The sequence below is a fragment of the Pseudomonas sp. B14(2022) genome (assembly GCF_012030485.1).
Classification (GTDB): domain Bacteria; phylum Pseudomonadota; class Gammaproteobacteria; order Pseudomonadales; family Pseudomonadaceae; genus Aquipseudomonas.
The window spans coordinates 58,167-85,014 of the sequence record NZ_JAAUVM010000001.1 but is presented as its reverse complement, the minus strand read 5'-3'; the positions used below and the strand labels follow the sequence as shown (position 1 = coordinate 85,014).

At 59.5% G+C, this 26,848-nt stretch carries 28 protein-coding genes and 1 tRNA gene; 22 read left to right on the top strand and 7 right to left on the bottom strand.

Going from position 1 to position 26,848, the window contains the following annotated elements:
* Nucleotides 1–12: 12 nt before the first annotated feature.
* Nucleotides 13–912, bottom strand: a complete 900-nt coding sequence (locus HCF10_RS00445) for a TIGR01777 family oxidoreductase (protein ID WP_167654704.1) — start codon at nt 910–912, stop codon at nt 13–15.
* A 212-nt stretch (nt 913–1,124) separates the two neighbouring features.
* On the opposite strand from HCF10_RS00445, the gene HCF10_RS00440 reads away from it, so the two are divergent.
* From HCF10_RS00440 to HCF10_RS00385, 12 genes are all read left to right on the top strand, one after another.
* Nucleotides 1,125–2,111, top strand: coding sequence for an NAD(P)/FAD-dependent oxidoreductase (locus tag HCF10_RS00440; protein WP_131698511.1), 987 nt, complete (start codon nt 1,125–1,127; stop codon nt 2,109–2,111).
* Complete coding sequence (locus HCF10_RS00435; protein WP_131698512.1) at nt 2,108–2,323, top strand: TIGR02450 family Trp-rich protein; 216 nt, start codon at nt 2,108–2,110, stop codon at nt 2,321–2,323. Before HCF10_RS00440 ends, HCF10_RS00435 begins: the two co-directional genes overlap by 4 nt.
* Before the next feature lie 112 nt (nt 2,324–2,435).
* Nucleotides 2,436–3,401 (top strand): YbgA family protein, encoded by a 966-nt coding sequence (locus HCF10_RS00430; protein ID WP_131698513.1) that lies wholly within the window; start codon nt 2,436–2,438, stop codon nt 3,399–3,401.
* A 15-nt stretch (nt 3,402–3,416) separates the two neighbouring features.
* Entirely contained in the window at nt 3,417–4,346 is a 930-nt protein-coding gene (locus HCF10_RS00425) for a MerR family transcriptional regulator (protein WP_131698514.1), read from the top strand.
* On the top strand, nt 4,347–5,789 hold the full coding sequence (gene phrB, locus HCF10_RS00420) for a deoxyribodipyrimidine photo-lyase (RefSeq protein ID WP_167654703.1): 1,443 nt from the start codon (nt 4,347–4,349) through the stop codon (nt 5,787–5,789). It abuts the gene before it with no gap.
* Complete coding sequence (locus tag HCF10_RS00415) at nt 5,782–6,204, top strand: nuclear transport factor 2 family protein (protein WP_167654702.1); 423 nt, start codon at nt 5,782–5,784, stop codon at nt 6,202–6,204. Before phrB ends, HCF10_RS00415 begins: the two co-directional genes overlap by 8 nt.
* The gene (locus HCF10_RS00410; RefSeq protein ID WP_167654701.1) at nt 6,201–6,983 is read left to right on the top strand and encodes an SDR family NAD(P)-dependent oxidoreductase; all 783 of its coding nucleotides are present in this window, start codon (nt 6,201–6,203) and stop codon (nt 6,981–6,983) included. Before HCF10_RS00415 ends, HCF10_RS00410 begins: the two co-directional genes overlap by 4 nt.
* A complete protein-coding gene (locus tag HCF10_RS00405; protein WP_131698518.1) occupies nt 6,980–8,227 on the top strand; it encodes an NAD(P)/FAD-dependent oxidoreductase in 1,248 nt (415 codons plus the stop codon). Before HCF10_RS00410 ends, HCF10_RS00405 begins: the two co-directional genes overlap by 4 nt.
* On the top strand, nt 8,224–9,033 hold the full coding sequence (locus HCF10_RS00400) for a DUF1365 domain-containing protein (protein ID WP_131698519.1): 810 nt from the start codon (nt 8,224–8,226) through the stop codon (nt 9,031–9,033). The genes HCF10_RS00405 and HCF10_RS00400 overlap by 4 nt, the downstream gene beginning before the upstream one ends.
* On the top strand, nt 9,020–10,291 hold the full coding sequence (locus tag HCF10_RS00395; RefSeq protein WP_131698520.1) for an SAM-dependent methyltransferase: 1,272 nt from the start codon (nt 9,020–9,022) through the stop codon (nt 10,289–10,291). The genes HCF10_RS00400 and HCF10_RS00395 overlap by 14 nt, the downstream gene beginning before the upstream one ends.
* Complete coding sequence (locus HCF10_RS00390) at nt 10,284–10,763, top strand: DUF2878 domain-containing protein (RefSeq protein ID WP_131698521.1); 480 nt, start codon at nt 10,284–10,286, stop codon at nt 10,761–10,763. The genes HCF10_RS00395 and HCF10_RS00390 overlap by 8 nt, the downstream gene beginning before the upstream one ends.
* A 54-nt stretch (nt 10,764–10,817) precedes the next feature.
* On the top strand, nt 10,818–11,123 hold the full coding sequence (locus tag HCF10_RS00385) for a YkgJ family cysteine cluster protein (protein WP_016977069.1): 306 nt from the start codon (nt 10,818–10,820) through the stop codon (nt 11,121–11,123).
* Nucleotides 11,124–11,259: 136 nt separating this feature from the next.
* On the opposite strand, the gene HCF10_RS00380 is transcribed toward HCF10_RS00385, so the two are convergent.
* The 6 genes from HCF10_RS00380 to hemA all read right to left on the bottom strand — a co-directional run bounded on the left by HCF10_RS00380 (nt 11,260) and on the right by hemA (nt 16,613).
* Nucleotides 11,260–11,778 carry an acyloxyacyl hydrolase gene (locus HCF10_RS00380; protein WP_131698522.1) on the bottom strand — a complete coding sequence of 173 codons (519 nt, stop codon included), beginning with the start codon at nt 11,776–11,778 and terminating at the stop codon, nt 11,260–11,262.
* 102 nt (nt 11,779–11,880) lie between these two features.
* Nucleotides 11,881–12,675 (bottom strand): glutamate racemase, encoded by a 795-nt coding sequence (gene murI / locus HCF10_RS00375; protein WP_167654700.1) that lies wholly within the window; start codon nt 12,673–12,675, stop codon nt 11,881–11,883.
* Nucleotides 12,668–13,423 carry a molybdopterin-synthase adenylyltransferase MoeB gene (locus tag HCF10_RS00370; RefSeq protein ID WP_131698524.1) on the bottom strand — a complete coding sequence of 252 codons (756 nt, stop codon included), beginning with the start codon at nt 13,421–13,423 and terminating at the stop codon, nt 12,668–12,670. Before HCF10_RS00370 ends, murI begins: the two co-directional genes overlap by 8 nt.
* Nucleotides 13,417–14,247: a peptide chain release factor N(5)-glutamine methyltransferase gene (gene prmC, locus HCF10_RS00365; RefSeq protein WP_131698525.1), complete on the bottom strand. Its 831-nt coding sequence runs from the start codon at nt 14,245–14,247 to the stop codon at nt 13,417–13,419. Before prmC ends, HCF10_RS00370 begins: the two co-directional genes overlap by 7 nt.
* Nucleotides 14,248–15,330, bottom strand: coding sequence for a peptide chain release factor 1 (prfA, locus tag HCF10_RS00360; RefSeq protein ID WP_027606884.1), 1,083 nt, complete (start codon nt 15,328–15,330; stop codon nt 14,248–14,250).
* A complete protein-coding gene (gene hemA / locus HCF10_RS00355; protein WP_131698526.1) occupies nt 15,327–16,613 on the bottom strand; it encodes a glutamyl-tRNA reductase in 1,287 nt (428 codons plus the stop codon). Before hemA ends, prfA begins: the two co-directional genes overlap by 4 nt.
* Before the next feature lie 274 nt (nt 16,614–16,887).
* Here hemA and HCF10_RS00350 point away from each other — a divergent pair, with 274 nt between their 5' ends.
* From HCF10_RS00350 to sctJ, 10 genes are all read left to right on the top strand, one after another.
* The gene (locus HCF10_RS00350; protein ID WP_167654699.1) at nt 16,888–18,612 is read left to right on the top strand and encodes a tetratricopeptide repeat protein; all 1,725 of its coding nucleotides are present in this window, start codon (nt 16,888–16,890) and stop codon (nt 18,610–18,612) included.
* 4 nt (nt 18,613–18,616) lie between these two features.
* A complete protein-coding gene (gene lolB, locus HCF10_RS00345) occupies nt 18,617–19,234 on the top strand; it encodes a lipoprotein insertase outer membrane protein LolB (RefSeq protein WP_131698528.1) in 618 nt (205 codons plus the stop codon).
* A gap of 49 nt (nt 19,235–19,283) precedes the next feature.
* Nucleotides 19,284–20,087: a 4-(cytidine 5'-diphospho)-2-C-methyl-D-erythritol kinase gene (ispE, locus tag HCF10_RS00340; RefSeq protein ID WP_205885421.1), complete on the top strand. Its 804-nt coding sequence runs from the start codon at nt 19,284–19,286 to the stop codon at nt 20,085–20,087.
* 37 nt (nt 20,088–20,124) lie between these two features.
* Nucleotides 20,125–20,199 (top strand) — tRNA-Gln (locus HCF10_RS00335).
* 46 nt (nt 20,200–20,245) lie between these two features.
* Nucleotides 20,246–21,187, top strand: a complete 942-nt coding sequence (locus HCF10_RS00330) for a ribose-phosphate pyrophosphokinase (RefSeq protein WP_003171603.1) — start codon at nt 20,246–20,248, stop codon at nt 21,185–21,187.
* A 138-nt stretch (nt 21,188–21,325) separates the two neighbouring features.
* Nucleotides 21,326–21,925 carry a 50S ribosomal protein L25/general stress protein Ctc gene (locus tag HCF10_RS00325; protein WP_131698529.1) on the top strand — a complete coding sequence of 200 codons (600 nt, stop codon included), beginning with the start codon at nt 21,326–21,328 and terminating at the stop codon, nt 21,923–21,925.
* A gap of 167 nt (nt 21,926–22,092) precedes the next feature.
* A complete protein-coding gene (pth, locus tag HCF10_RS00320; RefSeq protein ID WP_131698530.1) occupies nt 22,093–22,677 on the top strand; it encodes an aminoacyl-tRNA hydrolase in 585 nt (194 codons plus the stop codon).
* 22 nt (nt 22,678–22,699) lie between these two features.
* Entirely contained in the window at nt 22,700–23,800 is a 1,101-nt protein-coding gene (ychF, locus tag HCF10_RS00315) for a redox-regulated ATPase YchF (RefSeq protein ID WP_065924046.1), read from the top strand.
* Nucleotides 23,801–24,114: 314 nt separating this feature from the next.
* Nucleotides 24,115–25,038, top strand: coding sequence for a sigma 54-interacting transcriptional regulator (locus HCF10_RS00310; protein ID WP_131700406.1), 924 nt, complete (start codon nt 24,115–24,117; stop codon nt 25,036–25,038).
* A 966-nt stretch (nt 25,039–26,004) separates the two neighbouring features.
* Nucleotides 26,005–26,805 (top strand): type III secretion system inner membrane ring lipoprotein SctJ, encoded by an 801-nt coding sequence (gene sctJ, locus HCF10_RS00305; protein ID WP_122309105.1) that lies wholly within the window; start codon nt 26,005–26,007, stop codon nt 26,803–26,805.
* Nucleotides 26,806–26,848 lie beyond the last annotated feature (43 nt).

Sequence of the window (26,848 nt, the reverse complement as noted above, 5' to 3'; positions counted from 1 at the left end):
ACATCCTATCTCTTAGAGGCGGCTGGAAACGTCGTCCAAAGCCGCACGCAACTCAGTGAACTGAAAAGTGAAACCGGCCGCCACCAGGCGTTCGGGCAATGCTTTCTGGCCGCCCAGCAACAAGCCGGACAACTCGCCCAAACCCACCTTCAACGCAAAGGCCGGCATCGGCATGAACGCCGGGCGGTGCAGCACCTGGCCCAATGTCTTGGCGAACTCGCGGTTACGCACCGGGTGCGGCGCGCAGGCATTATAAGGACCGCTGGCGTCATCCTTGTGCAGAAGAAAATCAATCAGGGCGATTTGATCCCTGATATGCACCCAAGGCATCCACTGCCGCCCGTTGCCGATAGGCCCGCCCAGCCCGAGCTTGAACGGCAGCAACAGGCGCGACAAAAAGCCGCCCTCGGCCGCCAGCACCAGGCCGGTACGCACCAGCACCACGCGGATGCCCATCGCTTCGGCACGCTGGGCGGTTTCTTCCCAGGCGATGCACAGTTGGCTGGGGAAATCGTCTTGTACCGGCCCGCTGGCCTCGGTCAGTTCGCGCTCACCACCGTCGCCGTACCAGCCCACCGCCGAACCGGAAACCAGCACCGCCGGTTTCTGCGCCTGGCTTTCGAGCCAGGCCAGCAGGGTTTCGGTCAAGCCGATGCGGCTACTCCAAAGCAACGCCTTGCGTTTGTGGGTCCAGGGACGGTCAGCAATCGGCGCACCCGCCAGGTTAACCACCGCGTCCACCGCGCCAATCACCTCCTCCAGACGACTCACGCCCAGCACCGTTGCACCGCACAACCGGGCGACGTCTTCAGGATGACGGCTCCACACCGTCAGGCGATGCCCTTGGGCAATCCAGTGTTGGCAGAGTTGGCGACCGATCAGGCCGGTACCGCCGGTCAGCAAAATATGCATGGGACGCTCCTCATGTAACGTTCGCCGCCGATCACTAGTCTATTTTATAAGCAGGGATCAATTTGTAATCGAGCGTGACTTTTGTTTAAGCCTCATGGTTAACCATAGGTCACGCCAAGCGATCAGGTACGCCAAAACTTATACCAAAAAATAATATTGTACAGCTATTGGTGTCGGCGTAGCCTGTACCCAACGGTAAAACGAGGCCTCCCATGACTGTCCCCATCGCGATCATCGGCACCGGCATCGCCGGTCTCTCCGCCGCCCGAGCGTTACAAGACGCCGGGCACGTTGTACAACTCTTCGATAAAAGCCGCGGCAGCGGCGGCCGCATGTCCAGCAAGCGCAGCGACGCCGGCGCACTGGACATGGGCGCCCAATACTTCACCGCCCGCGACCGACGCTTCGTCAACGAAGTGCAGCGCTGGCAAAGCAACGGCTGGGCCGAGCAATGGAAACCCCAGCTGTACAACTTCAAGTCCGGCCAGCTCACGCCCTCCCCCGATGAACAGATCCGCTGGGTCGGCACGCCACGCATGAGCGCAATCACCCGCGCCCTGCTCGACGACCTGCCGGTGGAGTTCGGTTGCCGTATCACCGAAGTGTTCCAAGGCAAGCAACACTGGAACCTGCTGGATGCCGACGGTGAAAACCACGGCCCCTTCAGCCACGTGATCATCGCCACGCCCGCCCCCCAGGCCACTGCGCTTCTGGCCGCCGCCCCCAAACTGGCGAGCGCCGCCGCCGGCGTGAAGATGGACCCGACCTGGGCCATCGCCCTGGCCTTCGACAAGCCCCTGGATACACCAATGGAAGGCTGCTTCGTGCAAGACAGCCCACTCGACTGGCTGGCGCGCAACCGCAGCAAGCCCGGGCGCGACAACACCCTCGACACCTGGGTGCTGCACGCCACCAGCACTTGGAGCAAGGCCCACCTGGACCTGTCCAAGGAGGCGGTGATCGAACACCTGCACGGTGCCTTCGCCGAATTGCTCCACAGCGCCATGCCCGCACCGTCCTTCAGCCTGGCGCACCGCTGGCTCTACGCACGACCGTCCAGCGCCCATGAATTCGGGGTGCTGGCCGACGCCGACCTGGGCCTGTACGTATGTGGCGACTGGTGCCTCTCGGGCCGGGTGGAAGGGGCATGGCTCAGTGGCCAGGAAGCCGCGCGACGTTTGATCGAGCACCTGCAATGAACCGCATCAACCCCGCCAAACTGCTGCTGTCGAAGTGGACGGCAGCCCGGCCCCGCAACAAAGAAAAACACTTCTTGGTGACCGAGCTGTTTCGTGACGAAGAAGGCACCGTGCTGGAAATCGAGCTGCAAGCCGTGATGACCAAGCGCACTGATCGCCTGGCCTGGCAAACCCTGCAAAATGCCGAGGATTGGCAAATCGGCTGGAAATAGCTCCCGAGCAAATACTTGTACAAATAATTTGACTTGTACAGCATCAAACCTATGATGAGACTTGGTTGTACAGATTTTATATTTTGTACAGGAATCTTGCAGAGGTTTGGCCATGCCCACACCATCGTCCATCAAGCCGAAGATTGGCATCAGCGCCTGCCTGCTGGGCGAGAACGTGCGTTTCAATGGCGGTCACAAGCAATCCCAGCTATGCAGCGAAGTACTCGCCGAGTATTTCGACTTCGTGCCGCTGTGCCCGGAAGTGGCGATCGGCCTGGGTATCCCCCGTGAAACCATTCGCCTGGTGGGCGATGCCGAACAACCCCAGGCCGTCGGCACCGTACACCGCGAGCTGAATGTCACCGCGCCGCTGGACGCATATGCCCGCAAAATGGCCGCCGAACACACCGACCTGTGCGGTTACATCTTCATGCAGAAGTCGCCATCCTGCGGTCTGGAACGCGTCAAGGTCTACCGTGAAAACGGTGCGCCGGTGGAGGGCGGCGGGCGTGGCATTTACGCCCAGGCGTTCTGCGCGCGTCACCCGAACCTGCCTGTGGAAGAAGACGGCCGCCTGAATGACCCGGTACTGCGGGAAAACTTCCTGACCCGCGTCTTCGTCTACGCCAGTTGGCAGCAACTGCAGGCCGAGGGCCTGACCCGCCACCGCTTGCTGGCGTTTCACTCGCGCTACAAGTATTTGCTGATGGCCCACAGCCTGATGCATTACAAGAGCCTGGGCCACCGCCTCGGCAGCATGGCCAAGGACGTCGACCTCGACGAGTTGGGCGCCTGCTATTTCAGCGACTTGATGACCGGCCTGAAAAAGTGCGCCACCCGCGGCACCCACACCAACGTGCTGCAACACATCAGCGGCTACCTCAAGCAGGCCATCAGCGCCGATGACAAACAGGAAATACAGACAGTTATCGGCCAGTACCATCAGGGCATCGTGCCACTGGTGGTGCCGTTGACCCTGCTCAAGCATCACTTTCGCCAACACCCGGACCGCTACATCGCGCAGCAGGCCTACTTGCAGCCGCACCCGGAAAATCTCAGCCTGCGTAATGCGATCTAAACCATGAAAAGCGTCATGACCGCTATCTTGCAAGACGAACCCGGCGCAGACATCGCCCAAGCCCTCGAAGACGGTTGGCTGCCGATCCGCGAAGTGGCGCGCCAGACCGGCGTCAACGCCGTGACTCTGCGCGCCTGGGAACGCCGTTATGGCCTGATCGTGCCCCAGCGCACGCCCAAGGGCCATCGGCTGTTCAATGCCGAGCATGTACAACGCATCCACACCATCCTCACCTGGCTCAATCGCGGCGTACCGGTCAGCCAGGTCAAAGGCCTGATCGATTCCGCTCAAGCCCTTCCCGATGCCGTAAAAAACGAGTGGCAAGCCTTGCGCCAGAACCTGGTGCAGGCCGTCAGCGAGCTGGCCGAACGCCGGGTGGACGATGTGTTCAACCAGGCCATGGCGCTTTACCCGCCGCGCACCCTGTGTGAGCAACTGCTGCTGCCGCTGCTGCAGGAGTTGGAGCAACGCTGGCAAGGCCAGTTTGGCGCACAGATGGAACGGGTGTTTTTCCTGTCCTGGCTGCGCAGCAAATTCGGTGCACGTATCTACCACAACAATCGCCAGTTGCACGGCGCGCCACTGTTGCTGGTCAACCACTCCGACCTGCCCCTGGAGCCGCACCTGTGGCTCAGCGCCTGGCTGGCCAGCAGCGCCGATTGCCCGGTGGAAGTCTTCGACTGGCCATTGCCCACCGGCGAATTGGCCCTGGCGGCGGAACACCTGCAACCGCGTGCCGTGCTCCTGTATTCGAGCAAGGCCCTGCAATTGCCCGCACTGACCAAGCTGCTGGGCGGAGTCAGTTGCGCAAAACTGCTCGTCGGACCCACGGTCTGCATCCACCAGGCCGAGCTGGCCGTATTAACCCAAGACACTCCTGAATTGTTCGTGGCCGAAGACCCGCTGTCGGCCCACCAGCTCCTGATCCAGCGTGGACTTATTTAAATGCACTTGATCTGGCTGCGCACCGACTTGCGCCTTCACGACAACACCGCCCTGGCTGCGGCCTGCCAGCGAGGCCCGGTGGCGGCCGTGTACCTGATCACGCCTGAGCAATGGCTGACCCATGACGATGCGCCGTGCAAAGTGGATTTCTGGCTGCGCAACCTGCAGCACTTGAGCCAGGCCCTGGGCGCACTGAACATGCCCTTGCTGATCCGCCACGCCGCCACCTGGGACCAGGCCCCCGCCGTATTGAGTCAACTGTGCCGGGAACTGGCCGTGGAGTCGGTGCACGTCAACGAGGAATACGGCATTCATGAAAGCCGTCGCGATGCTGCTGTCGCTGAGGCGCTGGAAGCCGGCGGCGTGACGTTCCACAGCTACCTGGACCAACTGTTTTTCCAACCGGGCAGCGTGCTGACCAAGACCGGCACCTACTTCCAGGTGTTCAGCCAGTTCCGCAAGGTCTGCTACGCTCGCCTGCACAGCGCCCTGCCGCGCTTGGTCGCGACGCCACAGGCCCAAAGCCCGATCCCCCTCAAGAGCGATCCGATTCCCGAACAGGTCGAAGGCTTTGAGCCACCCAGCGAGACCCTGCGCGCCCTCTGGCCCGCCGGCGAAGACGAAGCCCGCCGCCGCCTCGACGCCTTCGCCGACCAGCAGATCAGCTACTACAAAGACGAACGCGACTTTCCGGCCAAGCCCGGCACCAGCCAGCTCTCCGCCTACCTGGCCGCCGGCGTGGTTTCGCCGCGCCAATGCCTGCACGCCGCACTGCAAACCAATCAGGGCGAGTTCGAAAGCGGCGACATCGGCGCCATCACCTGGATCAATGAACTGCTGTGGCGTGAGTTCTACAAACACATTCTGGTCGGCTACCCACGGGTCTCCCGTCACCGCGCTTTCCGCCCCGAGACCGAAGCCCTGGCCTGGCGCGATGCACCCAAGGACCTCGCCGCCTGGCAGCAAGCCCGCACCGGCCTGCCGATCATCGATGCCGCGATGCGCCAACTGCTGGAAACCGGCTGGATGCATAACCGCCTGCGCATGGTGGTGGCGATGTTCCTGACCAAGAACCTGTTGATCGACTGGCGCGAAGGCGAGCGTTTCTTCATGCGGCACCTGATCGACGGCGACCTGGCGGCCAATAACGGCGGCTGGCAATGGAGCTCATCCACCGGCACCGACTCGGCGCCGTACTTCCGGATTTTCAGCCCGCTGAGCCAGTCGGAAAAATTCGACAGCGAAGGTGTATTTATCAAGCACTGGCTGCCGGAGCTGGCCACGCTGAACAAGAAGGAAGTACACAACCCGGAAACCGCCGGCGGTTTGTTTGGCGTGACAGATTATCCGCGCTCGATTGTCGACCTGAAAAAATCCCGCGAACGCGCCCTGGCGGCCTTTCGCAACCTGCCTTCACGCCAGGAGGTCGCCGAACATGAGTGACTTCCTGCCCCGCTTCGCCCAGGCCTTCGCCTCGCTGGACAAGCACAACCTGCAGTTGCTCGACGGCCTCTACAGCAAGGACATCGCGTTCACTGACCCGCTGCATGAAATCCACGGTCTGACTGCGCTGCACACGTATTTCGCCGAGCTGTACAGCAACGTCAGCCAACTGCGCTTCGACTTCCACGGTTTCGACCAGGTGACCGAAGGCGAAGGTTACCTGCGCTGGAACATGAGTTTCTGCCACCCGCGCCTGGGCAAGGGCAAGGTCATCCGCGTGGAGGGCTGCTCGCATTTGATGTGGCGGGACAAGGTGTACCACCACCGCGACTACTTCGATGCCGGCGCCCTGTTGTACGAACACCTTCCCGTGCTGGGTGGGGTCGTCAGTTGGTTGAAAAGGAGAGTGGGATGAACGCACTGCCGCCCCGTCGTTATTGGCTGACCGGTGCCAGCAGTGGCATCGGCGCTTCCCTGGCCGTGGAGCTGCTCAACAGCGGCGCCCACGTGGCCGTCAGTTCGCGCACCAAAGGCCCGCTGGAAGCACTCGCCCAACGGTACCCCGGCCAGGTGCTGGTGGTGGCCGGCGACCTGACCAATAGCCAGACCGTGCGCGAGATCGGTGAACACATCGGCGCGGCCTGGGGTTCGGTCGACACCGTAATCCTCAACGCCGGCACCTGTGAATATGTCGACGCCAGGCAATTCGATTCCTCGATTATCGAACACGTGGTGCGCACCAACCTGCTGGCCAGCAGTTACTGCATTGAAGCGGCGCTGCCGTTGTTGCGCGCCGGGCGCACGCCACACCTGGTAGGCGTCGCCAGCGCCGTGACCTACTTGCCGATGCCACGGGCCGAAGCGTATGGCGCGTCCAAGGCCGGGCTGCGCTACCTGTTCGAATCCCTGCGCATCAGCCTGTCGCCCGAGAACATCGCCGTCACGGTGATCAGCCCGGGCTTTGTCGACACCCCGCTCACCGAACGCAATGACTTCCCGATGCCCCTGAGCTGGTCCGCCGACAAGGCCGCGCGGCATATTTTCGCCAAGCTGGAGAAGCGCCCGCTGGAGATCGCCTTCCCTGCGCTGTTTATCGCCACGCTGTGGCCGCTGTCGAAACTGCCGAACCGCGCGCAATTGATCATCGGCAAACGCATGTTGCGCAGCCCGCCACCGAAGAAGGACGACCTGTGAAGATCGCCATTATCGGCAGCGGCATCGCCGGGCTAACCAGCGCCTACCTGCTCAGCCGCCGTCACGACATCACGCTGTTCGAGGCGGGCGAGCGTATCGGCGGGCATACCCACACGGTCAACGTCACCGTCGAGGGCGAACCCTATGCGGTGGACACGGGTTTCATCGTGTTCAACGACTGGACCTACCCCAACTTCATTCGCCTGCTGGGGCAGATCGGCGTCACCTTCAAGCCCACCGAAATGAGCTTTTCGGTGTGCGACCAGAGCAACGGCTTCGAGTACAACGGCAACAACCTCAACAGCCTGTTTGCCCAGCGCCGCAATATCCTGTCGCCGGGCTTCTGGGGCATGCTGCGCGACATCCTGCGCTTCAATCGCCAGGCACCGCGAGACCTGCAAGAGCAGCGCATCAGCGCCGAGATGACCCTGGGCGACTACCTCGAAGCCGGCGGTTACGGGCCGCGATTTATCCGGCATTACATCGTCCCGATGGGCGCAGCGATCTGGTCGATGTCCCTGGCGGACATGCTGAACTTTCCGCTGCAGTTCTTTGTGCGCTTCTTCAAGAACCACGGCTTGCTCTCGGTGAACAACCGGCCGCAGTGGTGCGTGATCGAGGGCGGTTCCAGTCGTTATATCGAACCGCTGACCCGCAGCTTTCGTGAGCACATCCGCCTCAACTGCCCCGTGCACCTGGTCGAGCGTGACGCTGAGGGGGTGATTATCCACAGCGCCGCCGGCACCGAAGCTTTCGACAAGGTGGTGTTCGCCTGCCACAGCGACCAGGCACTCGCCTTGCTCAACGAGCCGAGCCAGGCCGAGCAGGAGATCCTCGGCGCCCTGCCCTATGCCGACAACGACGTGGTGCTGCACACCGACACGCGCCTGCTGCCCGACCGCAAACTGGCCTGGGCCAGTTGGAACTACAGGCTGAGCGGCGACGCGCAGACCCAGGCCGCTGTCACCTATGACATGAACATCCTGCAAGGCATCGACAGCGCCACCACCTTTTGCGTCAGCCTCAACCAGACGTCGCTGATCAACCCGCTGAAGATCCTCGCACGCTACACCTACGCCCACCCGCAATACAGCCTGGCCGCCGTGGCCGCGCAAGCGCGTTGGGAGGAACTGAACGGCACGCGACATACGTGGTATTGCGGCGCCTATTGGGCCAATGGTTTCCATGAAGACGGCGTGGTCAGCGCCTTGCGTGTGGCCGAAGCCTTTGGGGAAAGCCTGTGAACAGCGCCCTGTACAGTGGCTGGATCGCCCATCGGCGGTTTGCCCCCAAGGCCCACGCCTTTCGCTACCGCATCGGTCTGCTGTACCTGGACTTAAGTGAACAGGACGAAGTGCTCGGGCTATCGCCCCTGGCCGGCGCAAGTCGCCTGGCGCCCTTCGGTTTTCGCCAGCAGGACTACCTGCATGAATTCACGCGCCACGGCATGAGCTTGACCGATGCCGTGCGCCAGGAAGTCGGCAAGGCTCTGGGGCATACACCCCAGGGCGTTATCTGCCTGCTAACCCAGGCCCGCAGTTGGGGCCTGGCTTTTAATCCGGTGAGTTTCTTCTACTGCTTCGAGGCCGATGGGCAACTGGCCGCGATCCTGTGCGAAGTGACCAACACCCCATGGCGCGAGCGCTATCACTACGTGCTGCCAGCCCAGGCCCTTGGTGCGGAGGAGCACCAGCACTTCGCCGTGGCCAAGGCGTTTCACGTGTCGCCGTTTTTGCCGCGCGACCTGGAATACCGCATGAGCTTCAGCCCGCCCGCCGCCAAGCTCGGCGTGCACATGGCCGATTGGCAGGGCGAGGTGAAAGTCTTCGATGCCACCTTGAGCCTGCACAAAGAAACGCTGAACCGCGCCAGCCTGCACCGTTACCTGTGGCGCTTTCCGTGGATGACCGCCAAGACCTGCCTGGCCATTTATTGGCAGGCCCTGCGCCTGTTGCTCAAGCGCACACCGATTTTTTCCCATCAGGCCGCCGACGGCGCCTCTCGCACAGCTGTCGGGTACACCAAGGATCGACGCCATGAAATCCCCTAGTTTATCGGTCAAGACCAACCGCCTGAACGTCAACGGCATGACCAGTGCGCTGCTGCGCAAGGGCGTGCTGCGCCAACTCAGCCAACTGCGCCATGGCCAGTTGGTGGTGATCGAGGACGGCGAGCGCCAGGTATTCGGCGCACGGGAAGCGCACCTGCTGGGGGAAATCCAGATCCTCGATTCGGCGGTCTGGGGGCTGGTGGCGGCCAACGGTTCCATCGGCGCCGGCGAAGCGTTTATCCATGGGTATTGGAGCAGCCCGGACCTGACCGCAGTGGTGCGGGTGATGGTGAGTAACCTGGATGTGCTCGACGCGATGGAGGGTGGCCTGGCGAGACTGGCGCGGCCGTTCACCCAAGGCCTGCACTGGCTCAACCGCAACACGCGCAAGGGCTCGCAGAAAAACATCGCCGCCCACTACGACCTCGGCAACGACCTGTTCGAAGAATTCCTCGACCCGACCATGATGTATTCGGCCGCGCAGTTCCTGACGCCCGACGACACCCTGGAGCAAGCGCAACTGAACAAACTGGAACGCATCTGCCAGAAGCTCGCGCTCAAACCCACCGATCATCTGCTGGAAATCGGCACCGGCTGGGGCAGCATGGCGCTGTATGCGGCGCAGCATTATGGCTGCAAGGTCACCACCACGACCTTGTCCAAAGAGCAGTTCGCCTACACCGAAAAACGCATCGCGGCCCTGGGACTGCAAGACCAGGTCACGTTGCTGCTGCAGGACTACCGCGACCTGACCGGCGAGTACGACAAGCTGGTGTCCATCGAGATGATCGAAGCGGTGGGCCATCGCTTCCTGCCGACCTACTTCAAACAGTGCGCGCACCTGCTCAAGCGCGATGGCCTGATGTTGCTGCAAGCCATCACCATCCGCGAGCAGCGCTTTGAGCAGGCGAAGAACAGCGTCGACTTTATCCAGCGCTATATCTTCCCCGGCGGCGCCCTGCCCAGTGTGCAGAACATGCTGCACATCGTCAGCCGCGACACCGACATGAACCTGTTGCACATGGAGGATTTCGGCCTGCACTACGCACGAACCCTGCGCCTGTGGCACGAGAACTTTCGCCACGCCCACGGCCGTCTGACGGAGTTGGGCTACGACGAATATTTCCTGCGGTTGTGGGAGTTTTACCTATGCTACTGCGAGGGCGGCTTTATGGAGCGCAGCATTGGCACCGCGCAATTGCTGTTGGCCAAACCGTCGGCCATCAACCCACCGTTACTCGGGCGCTTCAGTGCTTAAACCACTGGCCAATGCCGTGCTGTTCCAGTGCGGGTGGTTTGCCTGTGTACTCGGTGGCGATAGCCCTTGGTTGCTGGTGGGGCTGGCGGTGCTGGCAATCCACCTGCTGTGGATAAGTTCGTGGGCCCAGGACGGCGCGCTGATTATCCGCGTGACGCTGCTCGGCACGGTACTGGATACGATGCTGCGCAGCCTGGGCGTCTTTCAATTTAGCGAGCCGGGACCACTGATTCCGTTGTGGCTCATCCTGCTGTGGGCAGTGCTGGCCACCACCCTGCGCCATTGCCTGGCCTGGAGTGCACGGCCCTGGTGGCGTGCGGCAGCATTGGGGGCGATCGGGGGGCCGCTGTCGTATTACGCCGGGAGCCAGTTGGCGGGCGTGCATTTTGGCTACGCAGTGCTACCCACCATGGCGGGGCTCGCGCTGCTTTGGGCAGTGGTGTTCGTCGGACTGCATCGGCTGGCGCGCTGACGCCTGTCAGACCTTTCACACCTGCGTCACCCGCTTGCCTTACACTGCGCGCCTATGACCAACATCCCGCACACTCAAATCACCGAACCCGCCGTCACCTGCTCGACCTGCGCGGCCTGCTGCTGCCAGCTGGAAGTGATGCTGATCACCGACACCGGCGTGCCGGAGCGCTATATCGACACTGACGATTGGGGCGGTGAAGTGATGCTGCGCCTGGACGACGGCTGGTGCGCGGCACTGGATCGCGACACGATGATGTGCACGATCTACGAGCGTCGGCCGCTGATTTGCCGCGAGTTCGAGATGGGCGCACCGGAGTGCCTGACCGAGCGCGAAGGAATCGCCACGGCCTACCGCTGATCTCAGGCCAGTGAAGACCTTAATGTGGGAGGGGGCTTGCCCCCGATAGCGGAGTGTCAGTCGCGGAATTTGCCAACTGATCCATCGCCATCGGGTTCAAGCCCCCTCCCACACTGTTTTGCAGCGTTCCTGGGAATTACAGCGGCATGGTGTAGTGCAGCGAGTAACTTTCTACACCATCGTTATTGCTGCTGATCCCGGCATTGGAGTAGTGCGTGGCGCGAATGCCCACTTCATGCCCACCGGTGAAGCGCAGGCCGAAACCCAAGCGGTCTTCGAACTGAAAAGCCTGGCCGATGTTGTTGTCTTCCAGCTTGGTACGGGAAAACACCGCTACACCGATCCCGGCTTCGATGTAGGGCTTGACCGACTGGCCGGCAAACTCATACACGAATACCGGCGAGAACGACAGGCTGCTGGCGCCTGCACGGTCATCACCTTCCCAATAGGTATAGGCGCCGCTCCAATAGCCGGTCAGGCGACCGACGTCACTCTGCATCCAGCTTTTGTCCCAATCCGAGGTCAGGCCCAGCCGATAGGTCAACGTCGAATCACTGGTGCTGCCAACCCCAAACTCCAGGCCTGCGGCCTGGGTCGAAACAGAGTGTCCCACCACTACAGCCGCAATCGCGGCCAAACAGAACAAGCGCTTCATAAGAAACAGTCCTTTGAAAACGAAGTTGTATGATTTTTTACAGGCCATCTCGCTATAGAAGCTGACGTACACTCAGAAGTTCAGCGACATTTCACGAAATTTTCACGACCCGAAGCTTCGCACAACTCCAGAATGTTTCCATAGTGTCGGTAGGATATTTCTTAGGTGATACACATCGCCACTGGTCCAGAACTGTGTCGGCTCAGGATCGCCGAGGGCCAGCAGATCGCGTTCGCCCAGCAAACGCTTGAGCTGCCGCGCGACGGCAGCGCCGGTGTCGATGAGGATGATGCTGGCGGGCAGCATCTGCGCCAGAAGCGGCTTGAGGAAGGGATAGTGGGTGCAGCCGAGGATGATGGTGTCACAGCCGGCGCTGAGCAGCGGGTCGATATAGCCCTGCAACAACTGACGCAGGCTCGGGCTATCCAGATCACCGGTTTCAATCAGCTCCACCAGGCCCGGGCACGGCTGGGTGATCACCCGCACATCGGTGGCAAACCGATCGAGCAGCGCGGCGAACTTGGCGCTTTGCAGGGTACCGGTAGTGGCGAGCACCCCGACCACGCCACTGCGAGTGGCAGCCGCAGCGGGTTTGACCGCAGGCTCCATGCCCACCAGGGGCCAATCGGGGTAGTCCTGGCGCAAATCCGCGACAGCCGCGACGGTTGCGGTGTTGCAGGCGATCACAAAAGCCTTGGCGCCCCGCTCGCGGAAAAACTCGGCAACCGACCGGGAGCGCTCAAGAATGAACGCGGGGGTTTTCTCGCCGTAGGGGATATGTCCGCAATCGGCGACGTACAACAGTGACTCATGGGGCAGCAATTGCTGAATCTCATCCAGCACCGACAAGCCGCCGACGCCGGAATCGAACACACCGATCGGCGCGTCCTTACCCATGTCGCGTCCCGCAGACACTGCAACCGGGATCACGCTTGACCCGCAATTCGCGAAAGCGAGTGCTCAATGCGTCAATCAGCAGCAAGCGCCCCACCAGCGGCTCGCCGAAACCAGCCAGCAACTTCAAGGCCTCCAGGGCTTGCAGGCTACCGACCAGGCCCACCAGTGGGCCGACCACGCCCGCTTCGCTGCAGGTGAGTTCAGTGTCACTGCCGTGCCCGTATAAGCAGTGGTAGCACGGGCTGTCGGCCCGACGTGGATCGAATACTGACAGCTGCCCTTCAAGACGAATCGCCGCGCCGCTGATCAATGGCTTGCACGCCGCCACGCAGGCGGCATTGACCGCCTCGCGGGTGGAGAAGTTGTCGCTGCAATCGAGTACCACGTCCACGGCCGCCACGGCCGCCGCCAAGGTATCGGCATCCAGCGCGATGCGATGGGCGACCAATTTGATTTCGGGGTTGAGGGCGCTCAGGCGATGGATGGCCGAGTCGACCTTGGCCTGCCCGACGCTGTCGGTGTCATGGATGATCTGGCGTTGCAGGTTGGTGAGGTCGACGGTGTCGAAATCCGCCAGGTGCAATTCGCCGACGCCAGCGGCGGCCAGGTACATCGCCACCGGGGCACCCAGGCCACCGAGGCCGACGATCAACGCACGGGCGTTTTTCAGGCGCAATTGGCCGTCGATGTCGACATGCTGCAACAGAATCTGTCGGCTGTAGCGCAACAGCTCCTGATCGGTCAGCACGGCCAGCGTCCCAGGGAGATGCGTTCGTGACCGCCAAGGTCGATGCGGCTGTGCACCTGCTCGAAGCCTTGGCTCAGCAACAGGTCGCGCACCGCGGCGGCCTGGTCGTAACCGTGCTCCAGCAGCAGCCAGCCGGCGGCGTTCAGGTGGGCCGGGGCCTGGGCGGTGATCAGCCGCAGATCGTCCAAACCATCATGGCCCGCCACCAGGGCGCTGGCCGGTTCAAAACGCACATCGCCGGCCACCAGGTGCGGATCATTGTCGGCGATGTAGGGCGGGTTGCTGATGATCAGATCGTAAGTGTGGCCTGCCAGGGCGCTGAACCAATGGCTGTTGAGCACCGTGGCGTTATTAAGGTGCAGGCGCTGCCGATTGCGCTCGGCCAGGGCCACGGCTTCCAGCACGCGGTCGACGGCCGTGACGTGCCAGGCCGGGCGCTCGCTGGCCAGGGCCAGGGCGATGGCGCCGCTGCCGGTGCCCAGGTCGAGGACCTTGACGGGGGTGGCCGGTAACAATTCCAGGGCCGCTTCCACCAGCAGCTCGGTGTCCGGACGCGGGATCAGCGTGTGGGGCGCGACCTCCAGGTCCAGCTTCCAGAAACCTTGCTGACCGAGGATATAGGCCACTGGTTCACCGCCGCGGCGGCGTTGCAGGTAGCCGGCAAAGGTCAGGGCGTTTTCGCTGCTGACGATTTTTTCCGGCCAGGTGTGCAGGTAGCTGCGGGACTTGCCCAAGGCAGCCGCCAACAACAGTTCGGCATCCAGGCGCGCCGTGGGCGAGTCGGGCAAGTCAGCGGCGCGCAACAGGCTGGCGATAATGGTCATTTATTCACCTATCGCCGCCAGTTGATCGGCCTGGTATTCGGCGAGCAATGGCTCGATCACCGCATCCACGCCACCAGCGAGAATCTCGTCCAGCGAGTAAAGGGTGAGGTTGACCCGGTGGTCGGTGACCCGACCCTGGGCAAAGTTGTAGGTACGGATGCGCTCGGAGCGGTCGCCCGAGCCCACCAGCAATTTGCGCTCGCTGGCAATCGCGTTGGCGGCGGCGCTGGTCTGCTGGTCATTCAGCTTGGCCGATAGCCAGGACATGGCCCGCGCACGGTTCTTATGCTGGGAGCGCTCTTCCTGGCACTCCACCACGATGCCCGATGGCAAGTGGGTGATACGGATCGCCGAGTCCGTCTTGTTGACGTGCTGACCACCGGCGCCCGACGAGCGGTAGGTGTCGACCCGCAGGTCGGCTGGGTTGATCTCGATAGCTTCCTGCTCGTCCGGCTCAGGCAACACGGCCACGGTGCAGGCCGAGGTGTGGATACGGCCCTGAGATTCCGTCGCCGGAACCCGCTGCACGCGATGGGCTCCGGACTCGAACTTCAGCTTGCCATAGACGTTGTCGCCTTCGACCCGCGCAATGACTTCTTTATAGCCGCCGTGCTCGCCCTCGTTCTCGGACAGGATCTCGACCCGCCAGCCGCGACGCTCGGCATAACGCGAATACATGCGGAACAGGTCGCCGGAGAAAATCGCCGCTTCATCACCGCCGGTGCCGGCACGAATCTCGAGAAACACGTTGCGCCCGTCATTGGGGTCCTTGGGCAGCAGCATGCGTTGCAGGTCGCCTTCCAGCTCGGCCAACTTTTCCTTGGCTTCGCGGACTTCTTCCACGGCCATTTCACGCATGTCCGGGTCGCTGTCCTTGAGCAGTGCCTGGGCACCTTCGAGGTCGGCCTGCACTTTGGTGAGGTTTTTGTAAGTAGCCACAATGGGCTCAACTTCGGCGTATTCCTTGGAATAGGCGCGGAATTTGGTCTGATCGGAGATGACCTCGCCATCGCCGAGCAAGGCGGTCAGTTCTTCGAAACGGTCCTGGAGGACGTCCAGTTTATTGAGCAGTGACGCTTTCATTGCGATTTTTTATCCGAAGAGCTGGGCGCGCCCTCACCGAGGGCAAAGAGTTCCTGGGCCATGGCCAGCGCATCGAGGCGGCCTTCGGCAGTCAGTTTTTTTAATTGTACGCTGGGCGCATGCAGCAGCTTGTTGGTCAGGCCGCGGGCCAGTTGCATCAGCACCTCCTCGGCGCTGCTGCCGTTGGCGAGCAGGCGCTGGGCCTTGATCAACTCTTCATCACGCAGGCGTTCGCCCTGCTGACGATACGCCTTGAGCACGTCCACCGCTGCCAGTTCACGCAGGCGCACCATGAACTCTTCGGCGCCGATGCTGACCATCTCCTCAGCAGCCTGGGCAGCGCCCTGGCGACTCTTGAGGTTTTCGGCCACCACTTCATGCAGATCGTCGACGCTGTAGAGGTAAACGTCGTCCAACTCGCCGACTTCGGGCTCGATATCCCGCGGAACGGCGATATCGACCATGAAGATGGGCTTGTGCTTGCGCAGTTTCAGCGCGCTTTCAACCGCGCCCTTGCCGAGGATCGGTAGCTGGCTGGCGGTGGAGCTGATGACGATATCGCTGCGCACCAGTTCGGCCGGGATGTCCGACAGCAGCACCGCGTGGGCGCCGAACTGCTCGGCGAGGATGCTGGCGCGCTCCAGGGTACGGTTGGCGACCACGATGCGCTTGACGCCCAGGTCATGCAGGTGGCGGGCAACCAGGGTGATGGTCTCGCCGGCGCCGATCAACAGCGCCTGGCTGCGCTGCAAGTCGCTGAAGATCTGCTTGGCCAGACTGACGGCGGCAAACGCCACGGACACCGGGTTTTCACCGATGGCAGTATCGGTACGCACCTGCTTGGCGGAATTGAAAGTGGCCTGGAACAGACGGCCCAGCAGCGGACCGACGGTGCCGGCCTCGCGCGCCACGGCGTAGGCGGACTTCATCTGGCCCAGGATCTGCGGCTCGCCCAACACCAGCGAATCGAGACCGGATGCCACACGCATCATGTGACGAACTGCCGCATCGTCTTGGTGCACATAGGCGCTAGCGCGCAGATCTTCGAGGCTTAAATGGTGATAATCGGCCAGCCAGCGCAGTACCACATCCGCTGAAAGATGTTCCTGCTCTATATAAAGCTCACTGCGATTGCAGGTCGAAAGGATCGCAGCTTCGCGGCTGTCGGTGAGACGGCAGAGCTGCTGCAAGGCCTCAACCAACTGCTCTGGCGTAAACGCCACGCGCTCGCGCACGTCTACGGAAGCAGTCTTGTGGTTAATACCGAGTGCGAGGAAGGCCATTCAATATCGCTGATGATGTCGGGAAGCCGACAATTGTCCTACTTCGAAAGATTCAGAACAACCACCGTCGTCTATTGTCCTAGTAGCTTATGCCTATAAAAAGGCCATCTGTAGGCGCAAGCCTGCTCGCGATGGTCGTGAACCATGACGCGGCCTCCTGATAAAACGCGTTGTCCTCAGGCTTATCGCGAGCCAGCTCGCTCCCACACGGTTATGTTTGACCGAAGGCTTGTGTCATGATGATCCGACCGCAGGTTAGTCGTCCTCTTCCTATATGAATAGATCCTCCGCGTTGCTCCTTGCTTTTATCTTCCTCAGCGGCTGCCAGGCCATGGCACCCGTGTCGCCGGACGGTACACCGCCGGTGGAAGACAGCACCCCCGCCCCTGAAAAGCCCAAGGTTTATTCCTCGTTCAGTGAAGAAACGGTGTTCAGCCTGCTCAGTGCGGAACTGGCCGGCCAGCGCAATCGCTTCGATATTGCGCTGGATAATTATGTGACCCAGGCCATCAACACTCAGGATCCGGGGATTTCCGAGCGGGCGTTCCGTATTGCCGAGTACCTGGGGGCCGATCAGGCCGCACTGGATACCTCGCTGATCTGGGCAAAGAACGCGCCGGACGATCTGGAGGCACAACGGGCAGCGGCCATTCAACTGGCACGCGCCGGGCGCTATGACGACTCCATGGTCTATATGGAGAAAGTCTTGCAGGGCAAGGGCGACACCCATTTCGACTTCCTCGCGCTGTCGGCTGCCGACACCGACCAGGACACCCGAAACGGCCTGATGAAGAGTTTCGACCGCCTGCTGCAAAAACACCCGAAGAACAGTCAACTGGTGTTCGGCAAGGCCCTGCTGCTGCAACAGGATGATGAAGCCGAAGCCGCATTGAAGCTGCTGGAACAGAACCCGCCGGAAGACGGCGAGATCGCGCCGATTCTGCTGCGCGCGCGCCTGCTGCAGAACCTCAACCGCGGCAAGGAAGCGATTCCACTGCTGGAAAAAAGCATCAAGAAATATCCGGACGACAAGCGCCTGCGCCTGACTTACGCGCGCACGCTGGTGGAGCAGGACCGAATGGAGGACGCCAAAGTGCAGTTCGCCAACCTGCTCCAGCAATACCCGGACGACGATGAACTGCGTTACTCCCTGGCGCTGGTGTGCCTGGAAGCCAAGGCCTGGGACGAGGCCAAGGGTTATCTGGAAGAGCTGATCGAGCGCGAAAGTCATGTCGACTCGGCGCACCTGAACCTGGGCCGCATCGCTGAAGAGCGCAACGCCCCCCAAGCCGCCCTGCTTGAATACGCACAAGTCGGGCCAGGCAACGACTACCTGCCGGCCCAACTGCGCCAGGCCGACATCCTGATGAGCAACGGGCGTACCGATGAGGCAGAAAAACGCCTGGCTGCTGCACGGGATGCCGAACCGGACTACGCGATCCAGCTTTACCTGATCCAGGCGGAGACCTTGTCAGCCAATAATCAGGGCGAGCGCGCCTGGAAGGTGCTGCAACAAGCCTTGCTGCAATTCCCCGACGATTTGAACCTGCTGTACACCCGCGCCATGCAGGCGGAAAAACGCAATGACCTGGCGCAGATGGAAAAAGACCTGCGCCTGATCATCAAGCGTGACCCGGACAACGCCATGGCCCTCAATGCCCTGGGCTACACCTTGTCCGACCGCACCACGCGTTACGACGAAGCCAAGGTATTGATCGAACAAGCGCATAAGCTCAACCCGGAAGACCCGGCTGTACTCGACAGCCTGGGCTGGGTGAACTATCGCCTGGGCAACCTCGACGAAGCCGAACGCTTGCTGCGCCAGGCCCTGGAGCGCTTCCCCGATCAGGAAGTCGCTGCACACCTGGGCGAGGTGCTGTGGGCCAATGGCAAGCAGCGCGAAGCCCGCCAAATCTGGGAAAAATTCCTCAAGGAACAACCCGAAAGCCCCATCCTGCGCGGCACCATCAAGCGCCTGACCGGATCCGAGACCCTTTAAGCTTATGTTCTTGCGCCACGTTATCGTTTTCAGCTTCATTGCCCTGCTCGCCGGTTGTGCGGGCTTCGGTGCCCGCGAATCCGTTGAGGGCCAGGGCAACCCGGCGCAATGGAAGCAGCACAAGGATCAGCTCGCCAGCATCGACGGCTGGCAGATCGAAGGCAAAGTCGGGGTTCGCGCACCGAAAGACTCCGGCAGCGGTACCTTGTTCTGGCTGCAACGCCAGGACTACTACGACATTCGCTTGTCCGGCCCCTTGGGGCGTGGCGCTGCTCGCCTGACGGGTCGCCCAGGACAAGTCAGCCTCGAAGTCGCCAATCAGGGTCGCTATGAGGCCACATCGCCCGAAGCGCTGCTGGAAGAACAGATTGGCTGGAAACTGCCTGTCTCGCATCTGGTGTGGTGGGTCCGCGGCTTGCCTGCGCCGGACAGCAAGAGCCGCCTGAGCCTTAACGGTGACAGCCGCCTGGCCACCCTGGAACAAGATGGCTGGCAGGTCGAGTACCTCAGCTACGTGGAACAGGGCGGTTATTGGTTGCCAGAGCGTATCAAGCTGCATGGCACCGACCTGGACGTCACGCTGGTGATCAAGGACTGGCAACCGCGCAAGCTGGGGCAATAACGTGGCCGTAGAAAGACTGACCCTGCCCTCGCCGGCCAAACTCAATCTGATGCTGCACATTCTCGGTCGCCGTGAAGACGGCTATCACGAGTTGCAGACGCTGTTTCAATTTCTCGACTACGGCGATGAGCTCACCTTCGCCCTGCGCGACGATGGCGTGATCCAGTTGCACACTGAATTCGAAGGCGTGCCCCACGACAGCAATCTGATCGTGAGAGCCGCCAAAAAACTCCAGGAGCAGTCCGGCTGTTCCCAGGGCATCGATATCTGGATCGATAAAATTTTGCCCATGGGTGGCGGAATCGGTGGTGGCAGCTCGAATGCCGCGACCACACTGCTGGGACTGAACCACTTGTGGCAACTGGGCTGGGACCATGATCGCCTGGCTGCGCTGGGCCTCACGCTGGGCGCCGACGTCCCGGTTTTCGTGCGTGGACACGCCGCTTTTGCTGAGGGTGTGGGGGAAAAACTCACCCCGGAATACCCCGAAGAGCCGTGGTATGTCGTGCTTGTCCCGCAAGTATCTGTAAGTACAGCAGAAATTTTTTCAGATCCGCTGTTGACACGTAACTCTCCTCCCATTAAAGTGCGCCCCGTTCCCAAGGGAAACAGTCGAAATGACTGCTTACCGGTTGTAGCAAGGCGTTATCCAGAGGTACGTAACGCTTTGAATTTGTTAGGTAAATTTACCGAAGCAAAATTAACCGGAACTGGAAGTTGTGTGTTTGGGGGCTTCCCAAGCAAAGCTGAAGCTGATAAAGTCTCGGCCCTTCTTACAGAGACCCTTACAGGGTTTGTAGCAAAGGGAAGCAACGTTTCGATGTTGCATCGCAAGCTGCAAAGTCTGCTCTAAAAGGAATCGAGTACTGGGTACTCGTTGCAACAGATACAGGGGCGTCGCCAAGCGGTAAGGCAGCAGGTTTTGATCCTGCCATGCGTTGGTTCGAATCCAGCCGCCCCTGCCATTTTCTAATACTCATCCAGGTTACCCTCAGCCTCTAGGTACTGCGCGTGTCCAAGATGATGGTCTTTACGGGGAACGCCAACCCCGATCTGGCTCGACGTGTCGTACGTCAGCTGCATATCCCTCTCGGTGACATCTCTGTCGGTAAATTCTCCGACGGCGAAATTACAGCCGAGATCAATGAAAACGTCCGCGGTAAAGACGTCTTCATTATCCAGCCGACCTGCGCTCCGACCAACGATAACCTGATGGAACTCGTCGTGATGGCTGATGCCTTCCGCCGCTCCTCAGCGACTCGAATCACAGCTGTAATCCCTTACTTTGGTTATGCACGTCAGGATCGCCGTCCGCGTTCCGCACGTGTGGCTATCAGCGCGAAAGTCGTTGCTGACATGCTCACCGTGGTAGGCATCGACCGTGTGCTCACGGTTGACCTGCACGCTGACCAAATCCAGGGGTTCTTCGATATTCCGGTAGATAACATCTACGGCTCCCCCGTATTGGTGGATGACATCGAAGACCAGCGCTTTGAAAACCTGATGATTGTGTCCCCGGACATTGGTGGCGTCGTGCGTGCACGGGCTGTTGCCAAATCCCTGGGCGTGGACCTCGGGATCATCGACAAACGCCGCGAGAAAGCCAATCACTCTGAAGTGATGCATATCATCGGTGATGTCGAAGGGCGTACCTGTATTCTGGTTGATGACATGGTCGACACCGCCGGCACCCTGTGCCACGCGGCCAAAGCCTTGAAAGAGCACGGTGCAGCTAAAGTCTTCGCCTACTGCACACACCCTGTGCTGTCGGGCCGAGCGATCGAGAACATCGAGAACTCCGTGCTGGACGAACTGGTGGTGACTAACACCATCCCGTTGTCCGCCGCTGCTCAAGCCTGTGCGCGTATCCGTCAACTGGATATCGCGCCGGTAGTTGCCGAAGCGGTTCGCCGCATCAGCAACGAAGAATCGATCAGCGCGATGTTCCGCTAAGGGTCAAACCTTCGGAACACCTCACTGACGAAAAGCGCCCCGCCCCAGCATACTGTTGGGGCGGGGCTTTTTTGCCCATATCGCCTTTAGCGCTGGTCGCAAACGCTGGGGCGAATGTGGTTATTTTGGAGATACAACATGAACGATTTTACTCTGAATGCTGAAGTGCGTTCCGACCTGGGGAAAGGTGCGAGCCGCCGCCTGCGTCGTCTCGCAAGCCTGGTTCCAGCTGTAGTTTACGGTGGCGACAAAGCCCCTGAATCCATCAGCATGCTGGCTAAAGAAGTTGCCAAACTGCTCGAAAACGATGCGGCCTACAGCCACATCATCGAGCTGAACGTTGGTGGCAAAAAGCAGAACGTCATCATCAAGGCCCTGCAACGTCACCCAGCTAAAGGCCACGTGCTGCACGCTGACTTCGTACGCGTCGTAGCGGGTCAGAAACTGACCGCTATCGTACCTGTGCACTTCGTGGGTGAAGAAGCTCCGGTCAAGAAAGGCGGCGAAGTCTCGCACGTTGTTGCTGAAATCGAAGTGACCTGCCTGCCGAAAGACCTGCCTGAGTTCATCGAAGTCGACCTGTCGGCTCTGGAAATCGGCGACATCATTCACCTGTCCGACCTCAAGGCCCCTAAAGGCGTTGAGTTCGTTGCACTGGCTCACGGTGATGACAAAGCTGTTGCAAACGTACACGCTCCACGCGTTGCTCCAGAAGCTGAAGAAGGCGCTGCAGAGTAATTCACTCTGTATTGCCGGAGCTTGAGGAAACATCGCGGACCGAAACGTAGCGAGAAAGCGGGCGATAACGCGAAGTTTATCTCTGGATAAGTTAGCTCCTGTCGTCCACTTTCGCCGCACTCAGGTCAGGCGATGTTATCCACAACTCCAAAGGAAGGGCCCCTGTCGTGACTGCCATTAAACTGATCGTTGGCCTGGGAAATCCAGGCGCCGAATACGAACAGACCCGGCATAACGCGGGGGCCCTTTTTGTTGAGCGCATCGCCCACGCCCAAGGTGTAAACCTGGTGGCCGATCGCAAATATTTTGGCCTGACCGGGCGCTTCTCGCACCTGGGTCAGGATATTCGTCTGTTGATTCCCACCACCTACATGAACCGCAGCGGCCAGGCTGTCGCGGCGCTTGCGGGCTTCTTCCGGATCAAACCCGAGGAAATCCTGGTGGCCCATGACGAACTGGACCTGCCACCCGGTGTTGCCAAGCTCAAGCAAGGCGGCGGGCATGGCGGGCACAATGGCCTGCGCGACATCATCGCGCAGTTGGGCAATCAGAATAATTTTTACCGCCTGCGGCTCGGCATAGGCCACCCAGGCGTCGCCAGTATGGTTTCAAATTTCGTCCTGGGTCGTGCGCCACGCGCCGAACAGGAAAAACTCGATGCCAGCATCGACTTTGCCCTCGGCGTGCTGCCGGATATCTTCGCCGGTGAATGGAACCGCGCGATGAAAAACCTGCACAGCCAGAAGGCCTGACTTTTTTCCGAGGGGAAACACCATGGGATTCAATTGCGGCATCGTCGGCCTGCCCAACGTCGGCAAATCCACCTTGTTCAACGCTTTGACCAAGTCCGGTATTGCGGCGGAGAACTTCCCCTTCTGCACCATCGAACCCAACAGCGGCATCGTGCCGATGCCCGATCCGCGCCTGGAAGCACTGGCGGCCATCGTCAATCCCAAGCGCATCCTGCCGACCACCATGGAGTTCGTCGACATCGCAGGCCTGGTAGCCGGCGCGTCGAAAGGTGAAGGCCTGGGCAACAAGTTCCTGGCCAACATCCGTGAAACCGATGCCATCGCCCACGTGGTCCGCTGCTTTGAAGACGAGAACGTGATTCACGTCTCCAACAGCGTCGACCCGAAACGCGACATCGAGATCATCGACCTTGAACTGATCTTCGCCGACCTCGACAGCTGCGAGAAGCAACTGCAGAAAGTCGCACGCAACGCCAAAGGCGGCGACAAGGACGCTGTGGTCCAGAAAGGCCTGCTGGAACAGTTGATCGCGCACTTCACCCTGGGCAAGCCGGCACGCAGCCTGATGAAGACCATGGGCGCTGACGAGAAGGCCGTGGTCAAGGGCTTCCATCTGCTGACCACCAAGCCTGTGATGTACATCGCCAACGTCGCTGAAGATGGCTTCGAGAACAACCCTTTGCTCGACGTGGTCAAGGCCATCGCCGACGAAGAAGGCGCCATCGTGGTGCCGGTGTGCAACAAGATCGAAGCGGAAATCGCCGAGCTGGATGACGGCGAAGAGAAAGACATGTTCCTTGAGGCCCTGGGCCTGGAAGAACCTGGCCTGAACCGCGTGATCCGCGCCGGCTACGAAATGCTCAACCTGCAGACCTACTTCACCGCCGGTGTCGAAGAAGTCCGCGCCTGGACCGTAAAAGTCGGCGCCACTGCGCCACAGGCTGCCGGTGTGATCCACACCGACTTTGAAAAAGGCTTTATCCGCGCTGAAGTGATCGCTTACAACGACTTTATCCAGTTCAAGGGTGAGGCCGGTGCTAAGGAAGCCGGTAAATGGCGTTTGGAAGGTAAGGAATATATCGTCAAGGATGGCGACGTGATGCACTTCCGCTTTAACGTGTAAACGTCACTCTTAATACACCAATAAAAAAGCCGATGCATTGCATCGGCTTTTTTGTGGGCACGTATTTAATTTTATATAGCCTTCATATCCGAATATTAAATAATTTCAGACTTATCCTATTTGACTTGCTTATTCCTCGCACCCACCAAGAACAATGCGACTTCATCGCTACAACAGAAAGACACTTTCCTACAGCAATTGCCCGTCGCCCCCCTTTAAGAATGAATGACAGCCCCTATAATCTACGCCACTGGTCATCGCGAGCATAACGTCCTTTTAACAATGAATTAATAGCAGGAAGGGAACATCTTTCAATGTCGACAACCTTCAACATGGAAAATGAAACGGCATTTTCACTCATCGAAGGCCCAGATATTGAAAACACACTAAACAACACGGCTACCCTCAACATTGACATTTTGTTACTGGGGGAAACCGGTACAGGCAAAGATACGCTAGCACAACGGATTCATCTTCTATCGGGACGGCGAGGTAATTTTGTTCCCGTGAACTGTGCAGCCATCCCGGAAAGCCTCGCGGAAAGCCAATTGTTCGGCGTCAACAGCGGCGCCTATACCGGGGCGATGCAATCCAGGGCCGGCTTCGTAGAGGCTGCCCACCTGGGCACGCTTTACCTTGATGAGATCGACAGCATGCCATTGAACCTGCAGGCCAAGCTGCTACGCGTGCTGGAATCACGCGGCGTGGAGCGCCTGGGTTCGACCCGCTTCATCCCTGTGGACATGCGCGTCATTGCGTCTGCCCAGCACTCGCTGCACCAGATGGTCGAACACGGCACCTTCAGGCGTGACCTGTATTTTCGCCTGAACGTCGTGAATATTCAGCTCCCGGCACTGCGGGAGCGACGCGAGCGCATCATTCCGCTGTTCCTGGAAATGATCCGGCAAGAAGCAAACCACTTCAAATGCACTGCCCCGCACCCTTCTGAGGGGCTACTGCAACAACTGCTATGCCACACCTGGCTCGGCAACGTGCGTGAACTACGGTCAACGGCCAAACGGTTCGTGTTGAATTTGCCACCGTTTTCTACTCCCATGAGCAGCGAACAAGAAGTTCAAGCAAGCCTCAAGGAGCGCTTGCAGCAAATTGAAAAAGCGCTAATTGAAGAGTCGTTGTTCCGGCACCAACACTGTGTAGACAATGTAGCGGTTGAGCTTAAGGTAACCAAGCGGACTTTATACTATAGGATGAAACAGCTAGCGATATCGCTGAGGTAATCAGGTTGGCTTGAAGGTGCATTTTCTCTAGAAATATTTGCCCCCCCTGGGTACACCTCGAGAAATTCAGCAACTCCATGCCTTAACAAAAATATCATACCGACATTCATGCCAGTAACACATTTAGAAATATCTAATTTACTCATGACATGGAACGCCACCGACCTACAAGCCACATATCTAACGCCAAGATCATTTGTGAGAAAAAATGACCTTTTCCACATTTTTGATCGACAGCAAAAAACAAACTTGAAAATTAATATTCTGGAGTTTTTCTCATGGCTATATCCGGTCTCTCCCCAACAAGTCTATATCCTCAACAGCAAAACTACGGCGCCTTACCGAGCTCGGGATCGGGATCTAACTCCACCGCAGACGCTCTTGACGGCCTTGACAGAGAGAATAAAATTGAAACTGCCTTGAAGCAAATTGATAAGAAAAAATTTAACGACCTCCTTCAAGTTGCCAAAACTTAATAGTTTCTACCTCTCGGGCATATCAGCCCGAGAGGCCCCGCCTCGACCCCAAACCGTAGTGAGCGCTCACTATTTTTTGTAAATTTTTCTGCGGCGCTTTATATAATAGGTATGTTATGCAAATAAGAGAACTTGTTGACTTAGAGAAAAATCTAGATCTCGGCACTACTAATACCAAACGAGATCAGTCAACCTGCCATAGCGACTCTTGTTTCTTCACATCATTGCTCGAAGAGCATACAAAGATAAACGCATCTAATACCAGGCCTTCTCTAGCCCCCGGGATTGCTGAGGCTATCAATCCGTTATATACCTCTAAAATGCGAATGGCAAAACTGCTTAAATCAACTAACAAGCAGCTGGACATGACTAAATTCCGGGAATTCCCTGGAGTGCTGGCGAATATACAAATAACCTCCCAACTGCTAGTAAAATGCCTTGCCAAGACGACACAAAGCATTGACAAAGTTTCTAACTTGCAATAATCAACATGAATAACTTATTGCCTTTCGTATTACTCTTGGCAACTATACTTATGCTGAACGGTTGCGGTGAGCGGGTCGAGCTCCATAGCAAGCTCTCTGAGCAAGAGGCCAATGAGGTCATAGCAGAACTTGCAGATAAACACATTCGCGCGAAAAAAGTCCCTAGCAAAGATGGTGTCATTGTGACGGTCAACGCAAACGACATCGGGCGCGCCGTACGTACCTTGGAAGCCGCGGGTCTGCCACGAGCGGCCAGGACGACACTGGGCGAAACATTTCGCAAGGAAGGCGTTATCTCCACGCCGCTCGAAGAGCGAGCGCGCTACATCTATGCCTTGTCCCAAGGACTTGAGGCCACGCTGTCCAACATTGACGGAGTCATCGTTGCCCGAGTCCACGTGGTACTGCCTGAACGCATCGCACCCGGTGAACCGGTCCAGCCCGCATCTGCTTCTGTGTTTATAAAACACGACCCACGCCTGGATCCCGACAACATCCGCGCACGTGTTCGCAGGATGGTGGCAGGCAGCATCCCAGGCATGGCCACGGCAATCGACAACCCTCAAAAACTCAGCGTGATATTCGTTCCAGCGACTGCTTATCAGGAGCAGCAACGCCTAGTGTATTTTGGCCCCTTCCTGGTGCCCGGCGAGGATCTAGGTTTTTGGCGTAGCACATTAATCACCGCTCTGCTTGGCGTGGTGGTAACTGTTGTTGCCACGCTATTTATGCACCGTCGGCGTCAGCGATTTCTGCACGCGTCGTCAGTAATGAACGATTCTGCCGGACCTGCGAATGATGCCTAAGATCGAATACCCACTGAGTGAGCACCTGGCATGGGTTCAGTGG